Source organism: Synechococcus sp. R6-7 (assembly GCF_047461695.1).
Classification (GTDB): domain Bacteria; phylum Cyanobacteriota; class Cyanobacteriia; order Thermostichales; family Thermostichaceae; genus Thermostichus.
On record NZ_JANSHS010000157.1, the window covers coordinates 1 to 12,074 of the forward strand.

At 58.1% G+C, this 12,074-nt stretch carries 13 protein-coding genes; 10 read left to right on the top strand and 3 right to left on the bottom strand.

All coding sequences use genetic code 11. The features are described from left to right. Positions 1-200: 200 nt before the first annotated feature. On the top strand, positions 201-881 hold the full coding sequence (locus tag NW815_RS05375) for a DUF3318 domain-containing protein (protein WP_414390730.1): 681 nt from the start codon (positions 201-203) through the stop codon (positions 879-881). 4 nt (positions 882-885) lie between these two features. Here NW815_RS05375 and NW815_RS05380 read toward each other — a convergent pair whose 3' ends face one another. Further along, positions 886-1,839: an asparaginase gene (locus tag NW815_RS05380; RefSeq protein WP_414415786.1), complete on the bottom strand. Its 954-nt coding sequence runs from the start codon at positions 1,837-1,839 to the stop codon at positions 886-888. Between the two features lie 142 nt (positions 1,840-1,981). Here NW815_RS05380 and NW815_RS05385 point away from each other — a divergent pair, with 142 nt between their 5' ends. The 4 genes from NW815_RS05385 to NW815_RS05400 all read left to right on the top strand — a co-directional run bounded on the left by NW815_RS05385 (position 1,982) and on the right by NW815_RS05400 (position 5,288). Further along, positions 1,982-2,776: a sirohydrochlorin chelatase gene (locus NW815_RS05385; protein WP_414415787.1), complete on the top strand. Its 795-nt coding sequence runs from the start codon at positions 1,982-1,984 to the stop codon at positions 2,774-2,776. A gap of 64 nt (positions 2,777-2,840) precedes the next feature. Next, a complete protein-coding gene (cobA, locus tag NW815_RS05390) occupies positions 2,841-3,623 on the top strand; it encodes a uroporphyrinogen-III C-methyltransferase (protein ID WP_011432673.1) in 783 nt (260 codons plus the stop codon). Further along, the gene (locus tag NW815_RS05395; RefSeq protein WP_414389515.1) at positions 3,620-4,408 is read left to right on the top strand and encodes an ABC transporter permease; all 789 of its coding nucleotides are present in this window, start codon (positions 3,620-3,622) and stop codon (positions 4,406-4,408) included. The genes cobA and NW815_RS05395 overlap by 4 nt, the downstream gene beginning before the upstream one ends. 190 nt (positions 4,409-4,598) lie before the next feature. Beyond that, a complete protein-coding gene (locus NW815_RS05400; RefSeq protein ID WP_414389514.1) occupies positions 4,599-5,288 on the top strand; it encodes a response regulator transcription factor in 690 nt (229 codons plus the stop codon). Here NW815_RS05400 and NW815_RS05405 read toward each other — a convergent pair. Next, complete coding sequence (locus NW815_RS05405; protein ID WP_011432677.1) at positions 5,274-5,537, bottom strand: sulfiredoxin; 264 nt, start codon at positions 5,535-5,537, stop codon at positions 5,274-5,276. The genes NW815_RS05400 and NW815_RS05405 overlap by 15 nt on opposite strands. Before the next feature lie 722 nt (positions 5,538-6,259). Between NW815_RS05405 and NW815_RS05410 the strand changes: the two genes are divergently transcribed. The 5 genes from NW815_RS05410 (at position 6,260) to NW815_RS05430 (ending at position 10,373) form a co-directional block, all read left to right on the top strand. Further along, complete coding sequence (locus NW815_RS05410; RefSeq protein ID WP_414389511.1) at positions 6,260-6,742, top strand: ABA4-like family protein; 483 nt, start codon at positions 6,260-6,262, stop codon at positions 6,740-6,742. A gap of 108 nt (positions 6,743-6,850) precedes the next feature. Continuing rightward, entirely contained in the window at positions 6,851-7,621 is a 771-nt protein-coding gene (locus NW815_RS05415; protein ID WP_414350398.1) for a hypothetical protein, read from the top strand. 69 nt (positions 7,622-7,690) lie between these two features. Then, positions 7,691-8,110, top strand: a complete 420-nt coding sequence (locus NW815_RS05420) for an archease (protein WP_414350399.1) — start codon at positions 7,691-7,693, stop codon at positions 8,108-8,110. Between the two features lie 13 nt (positions 8,111-8,123). Next, the gene (locus NW815_RS05425; RefSeq protein ID WP_414380626.1) at positions 8,124-9,554 is read left to right on the top strand and encodes an RtcB family protein; all 1,431 of its coding nucleotides are present in this window, start codon (positions 8,124-8,126) and stop codon (positions 9,552-9,554) included. Between the two features lie 204 nt (positions 9,555-9,758). Beyond that, positions 9,759-10,373 (top strand): biotin transporter BioY, encoded by a 615-nt coding sequence (locus NW815_RS05430; protein WP_414391190.1) that lies wholly within the window; start codon positions 9,759-9,761, stop codon positions 10,371-10,373. Positions 10,374-10,777: 404 nt separating this feature from the next. On the opposite strand, the gene gshB is transcribed toward NW815_RS05430, so the two are convergent. Then, positions 10,778-11,725 carry a glutathione synthase gene (gene gshB, locus NW815_RS05435; protein WP_414391187.1) on the bottom strand — a complete coding sequence of 316 codons (948 nt, stop codon included), beginning with the start codon at positions 11,723-11,725 and terminating at the stop codon, positions 10,778-10,780. Between the last annotated feature and the right edge of the window lie 349 nt (positions 11,726-12,074).

Consider the following 12,074-nt stretch of genomic DNA (forward strand, 5'->3'; position numbering starts at 1 on the left):
CGTAGCAACCCTGCGGGAAGCTAGCTACAGGGTCGGGAGTATGTTACGCGGCATACCCCCTTTCCATCTAGGCTCAGGCTTGTCCCTCTGCCGCCAGCCCTATTGCAAAAAGCTTGCTTGGAGCTGGCCTGCAAGGAAGGCTAGAATCTTTTACTATGGGTAATCCTCTCCAGCCGCTCCCTTAGCCGCACTGTGCCAGCATGTATACCATTTCCGACTTTGACCGCCTGATCCAGTTTCTCCCAGTGGAGATCCGCCCTGAAGTGCAGATCGAGATCGGCACCCCTGACCAGTCTCGGGTTGTGCAGCCGTTGTGGCGCTTCCCCTGGCAAAAGTACTCTCGCTTTGCCATTGACCTCAGCCGTTGGCAGAAGCTGAGCCCTGACCAGCAGAAGATCTACTTCTTGCGAGAAGCGGTGATGGCCACAGAGCTGGCTTTGGGGGATAACTGGTCGGCGTTGTTGCTGTATCCCGCCTTGATCGGGGCCGGCAGCATGGGCATTTTGGTAGAGCTGCAGATGGGAGATAACCTCGGCGTTGGCTTAGCAGCAGGCTTGGCCGCGTCAGCGGTGTTTCTGTTGCGCAAAGCGGAGAAGGGCCAGAAGGCCCAGGTAGCAGCCGACGAGTTTGCCGTGCGCTATGCCTCCCAGAATGGCTACACCTCCGAGCAAGCTGCTGCTATCTTGCTGAGCGCGCTGCAGCAGGTGGCCATCCTCGAAGATCGCGTCAAGAACGACTACGACACCACCATGCGCCGCCGCAACCTGGAGTTCTTGGCGCAGCGGGGTTTGGGATCCGGCACCTTGACCATCAATCCTAAGTACCGCAACAAAGGCCAGAGCTCCAACCCCAATCCTTACCAAAACCCCTTCCAGCGCTGAGTCTTCAAGGCATGCGCAGCTCCCCTTCTACCTCGAGGCGGGTGTAGGGGCCGACGCGAAGGAAGCGCTCCCCCAGCATCTCGGCGGCGGCAGGCTGGATCCAGCCCATGCGCTGCAGCAGGTGCAAAGCCAGGGCATACTTGGCCCGGGCGGCTCCATCCTGGACCTTGATGGCCAGGCCCATGCCTTCCCCCACCCGGCCAATGCACTGGATCCCTTCAGCACCCGATTTGCTCACCAGATCCCCTTGAGTAGCCCGCATCAACTCCGTGTCGAAACACCCCTGTCCGGCCACCATCTCCGGGTGATGGGTCATGGCCCGTGCTACCGATTCCAAGTCGGGCCGCTCGCCGGCGGTCAGTTGGGCGAATAGAGAAGCCAGGTGGTTCAGTTGCAATTGGTAGGTGGGCACCCCACAGTCATCCCGCGCAAACAAAAACTCCTCCGAGGGCATTTGCAGCAAATCCGCCAACTTGGCCCGCACCAGCGCTTGCACCGGATGCTGCCGCTGGGCATAGTCTGACAAGGTCCAGTTTTGGGCGCGGCTGGCCATAAGCATGCCGGCATGTTTGCCGGAGCAGTTGTGGCACAGGGGGCTGGGCTTGCCGGGTGGGGTGGGGCAGACCAGCAAATCGGGAGACAGATCGGCCCGCCACAGTATACTGAACACCTGCCGCGCATGAGCCGTGGTGCCCTGATGGGATCCGCACATGATGGCAATATCTTTCTCGCTGAGGCGGTAGCGCTCGCGGATGCCGGTGGAGAGCATGGCCAGTGCTTGGAAAGGTTTGAGGGCAGAACGGGCAAAAACAGGGGTGGTGCTGTTGCCGGCCATGGCCAGAGAACGCCCGCGGCTATCGGCCACGACAGCTTGGCAATGATGGATAGATTCGGTCAACCCCTCCCGCAAGACATGGATTAAGAGTTCAGGGGCGGTGGAACGATTCTCAAATGACATGAAAACCTGGGAAAGGGCTGACGAAGCTGGGAAAGAGGGTGTGTACTCTTCAAATCATACGCGCAGATCCTACGCGAGAAGTTGGCGGGATCCCCTAAAGTAGCAAAATGGAACCCTTCCGCTCGGATCCCTAACCTCTGCCATGTCCCCCGATCCACTGGTTTTTTTGGTTTGTCACGGCAGCCGGGATCCCGATTATCAGCAGGCTTTGGCAGATTTGTTGGCACGGGTGCAGCAGCAGCTGGCTCCCCAGCCGGTGGAGCTGGCCCAGTTGGAAGGTCAGCCTCTCACCCTGGCCGAACAGATTCAAGGACGGCTGGCAGCTTGGCTGGGCGCAGGCCGATCTCCCGATCAAGTGGTGCTGCTGTCACTGTTTATGGGGGGGGGATCCCACGTGGAAGAGGATTTGCCGGCTGCGGTGAAGCAGGTTCAAGCTCGCTGGCCGCGCCTGCCCATCCGGTTAACACCCCCCATTGGCCAGCACCCGGCCCTCCTGGATCTGTTGGTGGCTCGCATTCTGGCTCTACAGCCCTCTTGCTCTGCAACGCTCAGGCAATCCGGCGAACGGGCAGATGCCTGGATTGTGCTTGGCCATGGCAGCCGTCTGCCGGGGTTTGCCGCCCAGCTCCAAGCAGGGATCCAAACTGTGCAACGGCGCTTGCCCGAGATCCCCTTGCATGTGGCTTTTGCTGCCCAGTCCCCCACCTTAGAAGCGGTCGTGATCCATTGCTTGCGCCTTAGCCAGTGCCGTCTACGGGTGCTGCCGTTTTTTCTCTTTCCAGGCGGTCTGCTGCGCGCCCTACAAGAACAGGCTCAGCGATTACAGCGGGAATGGCCTCTGCTCCAAATCCAGGTGGAGCCGCCCCTCTGGCGGGATCCTCAACTGATGCAGGCCATTGTGGAGACACTCCAGGCTTTTAGCCCGGCGCTGGAATAGCCGAATCTTTCCCGTTCCCTCAAAATGGATATTTCCAACAGCAATGACGCGACCAGGACTTGAGATGGGCAAAGTGTATTTGGTGGGGGCAGGGCCTGGGGATCCAGGGCTGCTGACGGTGAAGGGAAAGGCGCTACTCGCCCACGCGGATGTGGTCATCTACGATGCTCTGGTGGGATCCTCCATCCTGGAGCTGATCCCGCCGACGGCAGAACGGATCTATGCTGGCAAACACTGCGGCGCTCACACCTTGCCCCAGGAGCAGATCACAGCCTTGCTGATGGAGAAAGCTCGGACAGCAGCCGTGGTGGTGCGGCTCAAAGGGGGGGATCCCTTCATCTTTGGGCGAGGCGGCGAGGAGATGTTGGCTCTGGTGCAGGCCGGGATCCCGGTGGAGGTGGTGCCGGGAATTACGGCGGGCATTGCCGCCAGCGCCTATGCCGGGATCCCTCTCACCCATCGCGACCTCAGCTCCTCAGTTGCTTTTGTTACCGGACATGAGGCGGCAGGGAAATACCGCCCCCAGGTCAATTGGCGGGCTTTGGCCGGGGCGGTGGAAACCCTGGTGATCTACATGGGCATGCACAACCTCAGCCACATTGCCGCTGAATTGTTGGCCGGAGGGAAAGCTCCCGATACCCCGGTTGCCCTGATCCGCTGGGGCACCACCCCTGAGCAAGAGATTCATCTGCTCCGCCTGCAGACTCTGGCTGGGCAGCCCTCGCCCGTAGCACCGCCTTCAATTGTTGTGGTGGGAGCGGTGGTCAGCCTGGCCAGCTTGTTGCCCACTTTGCGTCCGCCAGTCTCGTATTGCTCCGCAGCGCTTGCGCAACCGGAATCTCCATGAACGCCTTCTTTCGCAAGTTGGGTGCCCTCTTCTCCGCCTACTACGCCTACATGCTGGAGTACCGGGCCGAGCTGATCCTGTGGGTGTTGGCCGGATCCCTGCCCCTGATCATGATGGGGGTGTGGAGCGAGGCAGCCCGCTCAGGAGACTTCTCGCTGTCTGCTCTGGAGTTCATCCGCTACTTTCTGGCGGTGTTCCTGGTGCGCCAGTTCACCATCGTCTGGGTCATCTGGGACTTTGAGCGAGAGGTGGTCGAAGGCAAATTATCTCCTCGCCTGTTGCAGCCTCTGGATCCCGCTTGGCACCATGTGGCCAGCCACCTGATGGAGCGCTTGGCCCGTCTCCCCTTTACCCTGGTTTTAATCGCCCTTTTCTTCGTCCTCTACCCCCCTGCCTTTTGGATCCCCTCTTGGGCCCAGGCGGGGCTGGGATCCCTGGCCATTCTCCTGGCTTTTGCCCTGCGCTTTCTCATGCAGTACACCCTGGCGCTGCTGGCCTTTTGGGTGGAACGGGTGACGGCCTTGGAGCAGTTCCATTTTTTGGTGTACTTGTTTTTCTCGGGGGTGATCGCTCCTCTGGAGGTGTTCCCACCACCCGTGCGCCAGGTCTTGGCCTGGACACCCTTCCCCTACCTGGTGCATTTTCCCGCCAGCCTCTGGGCAGGGATCCCGGTGGATATTCTGGGCGGCTTTGGCATGGGCCTGGCCTGGACGGGCCTGCTCTGGCTGGCTAACCGCTGGTTGTGGCGCAAAGGCTTGCAACAGTACTCGGGAATGGGAGCTTAGAGGGCCAGGTTCAGTCCCTCATTTCACAGCTACCGTAGTCTTCAGCTTTCAACCAGGCCACCCTTGAAACCACTATTATGGGTCAAGGCACCCCAGCCAAATGACGAATCCTGTCCGTCTCCCTAAAATAGCGACAGATAACAGGTGAATAGCGCTTTACCCTTTTCCCTAACAGCCTCCTCGAGTCCTCATGAAGCGTGTACTGGTCGTAGATGACGATCCCCTCTCCCTGAAGGTGCTGAGCCGCCACCTGACTCAGCATGGCTATCGGGTTTGTACAGGCGCTTCGGGTGTAGAAGGGTTGCGTCTGTTTGCCCAAGAGCAGCCGGATGTGGTGGTTTCAGATGTGGTGATGCCGGAAATGGACGGCTTCGAGTTTTGCCGACAACTGCGCCAACAGCGCGGCGGCGAGCTCGTCCCCTTCATTTTTCTCTCTTCGCGGGGAGAGATCGATGACCGAGTTCAGGGCTACGAGCGGGGGGCGGATGACTACATCATCAAGCCCTTTGAACCCCTGGAGTTGGTGGCCAAAATCGAGGCCCAGATTGAACGCTCCCGCCGCACCCAATCGGAAATTTTGCGGCTAATCCAACAGCAGTCCCAGCCAAAACCGGAAGCGGCCCCCCGACCCACTCCACCCGAATTGCCCCTGACCCCTGCCGAAGAGCGGGTCTTTCGGGAAGTCATTCGCGGCTTCACCAACAAGCAAATCGGCGAGAAGCTGTTCATCAGCCCGCGCACCGTGCAAACTCACCTGACCAACATCCTCAGCAAGCTTTCTTTGGAAAATCGCTCGCAACTGGTGCGTTTTGCCTACGAACGGGGCTACACCGCCGAAGAGGAGCCGGGCCAGAAGGGATCCCTTTCAGGCCAGGTGTAGCCTCAAAACAGCACGTGGCGCTTTTCGCACCCGGCAGGGGATCCGCTCCTTGCCCAAGCGGACAAATGCCTCGTAGCGATGGCAGCCGGAGAACCCATAATACTCCCCTTCCACTTCCAAAACCTCAATGGGCTCCTGTAGGCCGACTGCTTCAATGGAAGCCATCAGCGCCTGCACCTTATCCGGATCCGTTTGCCGCGGCAAAGGGCGGCGAATTTGGGCAAGGGGAATCTCGCGAATCTGCGCCATGTTGAACTTTCTCCCTAAGCAAGCTACTTAATCATACTCGTTATGACTTTGCTCTATCAAGACTGGCAGAGGGGATGGATTCTCAGGCCAGAGCATGGCAGGATAACACCATTCCTCACTGCTCTCTCCCTCAGTAGCCAACCCAGCCATGTGGCAACTCCTCAAAGCCTTATGGGGAAAGATCGCCGGCCAAGCCCCCCCTGCACCCCCCGCTGCCGCGCCACGACCACCCCTTGACAAGAGGCTGGTTCAGCAGCCCTCTCCCCGGAATGTCCCTGCTGCAGAGGCCGCCCGCAAAGAAGAAGCCCCTGAGCCCACCCCAGAACATCCCGCCCCAAAAGTTGCAGTAGCTCAACGGGGTGAGGAACCTGTGGTGTGGATCCCTGCTCAGGAAAAATCCCCAGACTCCCAGGCAGTAGAATCCCCCATCGGCCCAGCTCAACCCACCTCTACGGCCAAAAGCATCAGCAGCTTCTGGGCCATGACCGACACCGGATCCCGGATTTCCTGCATTGCTGCCACCACCGACAGTGGCCGTGCGGTCAGCTCCATTGCGACTGCTAGGCTCCGCCAACCGGAATAGCGACCGGGATCCCTCTGGCTCCAGAAAAAAACTTCAGGGCAAGTCAGGAATAACTCCTATCCATTTCCACCCGCTACTGCAGGGATCCCCAGGGGGCATTAGGCCGATAATAGACAGGTAGCGTTGGGGGCTGCCAAGCATGCTGGAGATGATCTTTAACGGGGCCAACTGGTTTGCTCTGCCCTTTTGGGCAATGATGATTCTGTTGCCGGGTTGGAAGGTAACCCGCAAGGTGATGGAATCGCTTTTGCCCATCGCTATTTTGGCGGCGGTTTATTTGTATCTTTTGGTCACCGGGTTCAACGCGGATGTTCTCAAGGAATTTTCCGACCCTCAACTGTCTCTGACCAGCCTAACCAACCTATTCAGTCAACCCGCCGTTATGGCGACGGGATGGGTCCACTACATCGTCATGGATTTGTTTGTGGGCCGCTGGATCTTTTTGGAAGGGTGGGATAAGCGAGTATGGACAACCCATTCTCTGATTTTGTGCTTGTTTGCCGGGCCAGTGGGCTTGCTCTCCCATTTGCTTACGGTGGCAGTTGTCCAGGCACGCCGGCAAAACCAGGCGCAAGGAAGGACTCAAGAGACAGGAGTGCCACAAGAGTTGGCTAACTCCTAGGGATAGGCTCTATCGAATAGGGATCCAGGCTCGCATAGCAGGAGGAAGTCCTAAGAGGCTAGGATCAGGGGTAGGAGCCCTCAGCCTTGAGGCCAGAGGAACTGTTTGATGAGGAGTGGAGGCATAGCTTGGTTTTTGCGTCCTCAGCGGTGGCTGTGGAGCGGCCTTGGAGCAGCAGCCCTTGTGGCCCTCACGGCTGGGGCTAGTTGGGCACGGCTTTTGTTGGAAGTGCGCATGACCATGGGCCTGCCCATTAGCCCTAACTACTGGTACATGGTGGCCCTTAGCCGAGCTGGTAGCCCTGGCCCCACCGCCAACCTGGTAGATCCCAATGTCCGGGTTGGGCCCAACGAGTACACCTTTGTGCGCGACTGGGACTACCTGATTCGGGTTACCCCTCTTAACGAGGAGGCCGTTTTGCAAGCTACCATCCAGCGCTTTGGTGAGCAGGAGCGAGAGTTTGCCGTTGGCTTTAACCAAGTGCGGGTGGAGCGCGTTAACCGGGACCGCGACACCCTTAGGTTTCGGATTGACCTTTCGGAGCTCCAAGGTCTGGACGGGCAAAACCAGGATATCCAGGTGGCTTTGCTCACTGCCCGCGCCCCTTTTCGCGTGGCTCCTGAAGAGACCAATCTAGCCATTGATGCCACCCGCGGCGAACTGCCCAACTACTATCGCCTTAGTCTCTCCAACCAGCGGCAGGTGGTTGTCGACGATCCCCAGCGCCAAGAGACCATGCGCCGCAGCCGTGAGTTACTCCAGCAAAGTGGATCTGGAAGCGGCCTCACCCGCGAGCTCATTGAGGGAGGAGCCCTGGAGATTTTGGCTGCCAACATCCTCACCTTTGAGCTACGCCTTCTTTCCTCTTCCAGTTTCTAGAGAGAAACCTTAATCTATCCAGGTGGCCTCTGGCTTTGGCCTGAGAATGAGAGCAGGGGGACTGCCGTGGTGCAGGCAAGATGGGAGCACTTTGAACACATGGCTGACATTGGTGTCCGCGGCTATGGGGCAACGCCGGAGGAAGCCTTTGCCCAGGCAGCTTTGGCCCTGACTGCGGTGGTCACTAGCGTGGATGAAGTAGCTCCCAGAGAACACCTAGAGATCGAGCTAGGAAATGCAGGCGATCTGGAACTGTTGTTGGTGGATTTCCTGAACGCAGTGATCTACGAGATGGCCGTCAGAGGCATGCTCTTTGGAAAAGTCGAAGTGCACCTGGCAAAAGAGCATCTCAAGGCCAGCCTGTGGGGGGAAAGAGTTGACCATGCCAAGCACCGACCGGCGGTAGAAGTTAAGGGGGCAACTTACACGGAACTCAAGGTAGCCCGAGAGGGTGAGCTTTGGGTGGCCCAGTGCGTGGTGGACGTGTAAGGGGAGGCAACCTATGGATATCAAGAAACTTGAGCGTGTGGATGAGACAGTCTGGCGCATTCCTCCAAAAGGCAGAATGCGTGTCCCGGTCTTGATCTTTGCCGACGAGGAGTTAATCCGGGAAATGGACGACAAAGTGGCCGAGCAGGCCAGCAACGTGACCACCTTGCCAGGGATCGTTGGAGCCTGCTACGTGATGCCAGACGCCCACTGGGGCTATGGCTTTCCCATCGGTGGGGTGGCGGCCTTTGATGCGGAAGCAGGGGGGGTGATTTCCGCCGGCGGCGTGGGATTTGACATCTCCTGCGGCGTGAGAACCTTGCGAACCGGGCTAAAGCGCGAGGAAGTGGAGGAGATGGCAGAGCCCCTAGCCAATGCCCTGTACGCGAGCGTACCGGTAGGGCTCGGCAGCCGCAGCAAGATCTCCTTGAGCGACAAAGAGATGGAAGCTATGCTCGAAGGCGGAGCAGAATGGGCTGTTGCTCAGGGCTACGGCAAGAAAGAGGATCTGGAGCGCATCGAAGAACATGGCCGCATGCGCGGAGCAATGCCGAGCGAAGTCTCCGCCTACGCCCGTGAGCGCCAGCGGCGCGAGATGGGAACCCTCGGTTCGGGTAACCACTACCTCGAAGTCCAAGTTGTTGACGAGATCTACGATCCCGAGATTGCCAAAGGCTTTGGCCTTAAGTCGGGGGAAGTGGTGATTACTATCCACTGCGGCTCCCGTGGCTTGGGTCACCAGATCGGCACTGAGTACTTGAAGAAGATGCAACAGGCGGCTAAAGAACACGGCATAGAGCTACCTGATCGCGAGCTGGCCTGTGCGCCCTTGAAGTCCAAAGTGGGGCAAAGCTACCTGGGAGCAATGCGGGCGGCAACCAACTGCGCTTTGGCTAACCGCCAGATCATCACCTACTGGGTGCGCGAGGTGTTCGCTGAGCTTTTCCCCAAAGCTGAACTCGACCTTATTTACGACGTCTCCCACAACACCTGTAAGGAGGAAACCCACGAGATAGAGGGGAAAAAGCGCCGCCTGTTCGTTCACCGCAAAGGGGCAACGCGCGCTTTTGGGCCTGGCCACCCAGAGCTTCCTCAAGCTTTTCGCTCTATCGGTCAGCCCGTCATCATCGGTGGCTCCATGGGCACGGCTTCCTACATTCTGGTCGGCACCGCGCAAGGGGAGGCCCTTTCCCTCTCCTCAGCCTGCCACGGCGCTGGGAGGGCGATGAGTCGCAACCAGGCCCTCAAAGCCTGGACAGGGCAGGAGATTATCGAACAACTGAGACGGCGCGGCGTCATCGTGCGCAGTCCCTCTTTGCGGGGGGTAGCTGAAGAAGCGCCCCAGGCCTACAAAAACGTCGACAAAGTGGTGCGCGCTGCCGATCAAGCCAAGATTGCGAAACTTGTAGCGCGCTTAAAGCCAATTCTGTGTATCAAAGGCTAGCTATTTGCTGAAAGGGGAAGCTATTTTTAGGGGCTTAATGCCCTTTTTTTGTTGCTTCCAAGTGATGCTTTGCTGCGTTTGTGAGTTATTCCCCAAGCTGTGCTTGCCCAAGCGCGAATGCCTTAGGAAAGGGTTAGTGTGTACTTGCCCTCTTCTTTGCATTCCCCTATACTGACCTTCATGTCTCGACACTCCAGGTGCTCTATGACTGCGAGTTACCTGCCCTTGGCCCAGACTTTTCTGCCCCGTTCTTCTCGCATTCGCGATCTACTGCTGGTGGTGGGAGGGAGCCTATTCGTAGCAGCTCTGGCGCAGGTGAGGATCCCTCTGCCTTTTACACCGGTGCCCATCACTGGACAAACCTTTGGGGTAATGCTGGTGGGGGCAGGCTTTGGGGCACGGCTGGGCTTTCTCACGTTGCTGGTCTACCTGCTGGAAGGGATCCTGGGATTGCCCTTCTTCAGCGGTGGCAGATCCGGGCTTAGCCACTTGGCCGGGGCGACGGGGGGCTACCTGTTGGCTTTTCCCCTGGCTGCAGGGCTGATGGGTTGGTTGGTGGAGCGCTGGGGCGTGGATCGCAACCCCTGGAAGATGGCGCTGGCGATGTTGTCCTGCTCAGCTCTGATTTATTTGCTAGGAGCCACTTGGCTAGGGGTGTGGCTGAACCAGAATGTTGAGCCCACCTCGATCTTGGCCGTCCTCAACAAGGGGGTCTTCCCTTTTATTCCAGGAGACTTGGTGAAGTGCGGACTGGCGGCAGTGCTGCTGCCCACCATCTGGCGCTGGGTGGGTCGGGAAAGGCCACCGGCAGACTCCTAGCCCACTGGGCAAGAGCAGCAACTCTAAAGACCGCTCCGGCAAAGCAGAAGGGGCCTGGGATTAGCCTCGGGCCGAAAAATCTAAAAAAAAGATAACAACTCCGAGGATTTGGCCTTTTTTCTGAGATTCTAAAAACTGTGCTCAATACGGTGTTCAATACGGCCTATTCATGGAGCTTTTCTTTATATTGCTCTAGAGTTTTATAAGTCGCTGACTGGTCGCGATAGAGCCCCCTTGTGGGGCTTTTTATTTTCTAGCTGCCGACCAAAAGAAGCTGATCTCAGCCTTAAGCTATAATTATGTCTTTCTGAATTCATGGGATCCCTATGGATTCCCTGGATAGACGGGATCCCTGTCATGCAACAGACGCGCCGGATCCCAGAAACATCCTGGTGGGTAGTCATTCAGCCCTTGTCGGGCACCTTCTTTTCCAGCCACTGAGCCACTTGATCTGCCAGGTCAACTCCTTCCAACTGACAGAGTTCTCGCAGCATTGTTGGGCTGGTCACGTTCACTTCGGTTAGTCGTTCCCCGATAACATCAATCCCGACAAAATACAGCTTCTCCTGCCTGAGCACCGGTGCCAAAGCCCCGCAGAGAGCCCGTTCTTTTTCGGTAATCTTGGTTTTTTCCACTCGACCGCCGGCAGCAACATTGCCCCGAAAATCGCCCTCTCCAGGGATCCGATTGACGGCGCCCAAAGGTTCTCCTTCCAGCAACAAAATGCGTTTATCTCCTGCCGCCGCCTGTGGCAAATACTCTTGCACCATCACGGGCAGCCGACCAAATTGGGTGCTCATTTCAATCAACGAGTTGAGGTTTGGATCCCCGGCATTGACCCTCAGGATCCCTTCCCCACCTTTGCCACCCAAAGGCTTGAGCACCGCCTGTCCTTCCTGTTCGACGAACTGACGCAGCAGGCGTTTGTTGCTGCTGACGCGGGTGCGCGGGATCCACTCTTGAAATTGCAGGGCATAGAGCTTTTCGTTGGCCGAGCGGATCCCGGCAGGATGATTGAGCACCAGCGTGCGGCTGGGGGAGAGACGATCCAAAAGGTAAGTGGCATAGAGATAGGCCGTATCCACCGGCGGATCCTTGCGCATCCACACCGCCTGCATTTGGCTCAGGGGCAGCAGTTGCCGGTCTTTGACCTCATACCAGGGATCCGCCTTCAGATCCAACCGGATTTCCTCAAGGGATCCCCACGTTTCCCCTTGATCCCAGTAGAGATCCGCCAGGCCCAGGCAGAAAATGCGGTGCCCCCGTTTCTGCAGAGCTTCCATCAGGGCAATGCTGGTGTCATGGCCCACCTGCAACTGAGGCAATGGATCGACAATAAAAGCTACCTGCATGGGAGGTGTGGTTCACTGACGAAAGGCTGCCCCGAGTATGCAACAAATCGGAGCCGATTGTGCTCTGCTGGCAGGCTGTTTCCACAAGAGAAGACCCCCTCTGGAAAGCTCGATGCAGAGTTGTCTTTTTAATATCCTCTTAACCTCGACAGGCGACGCAAACGTTAGCTTGATAGGTGGAATCCCCAGTTGGCCCTCAGTTCTCGGCTGGGTTGACCGGATTTCTGGCCTAACCTGTGAGGAATGCTCCATCTGTGAGTGCTCCCCCTTCTCAACCCTCAGAGCCGGTTCGCATTGAAACCACGCGGGACTTGCTGGAAGCCTTGCGTGAGGGGCGCTCCCTGTTGGG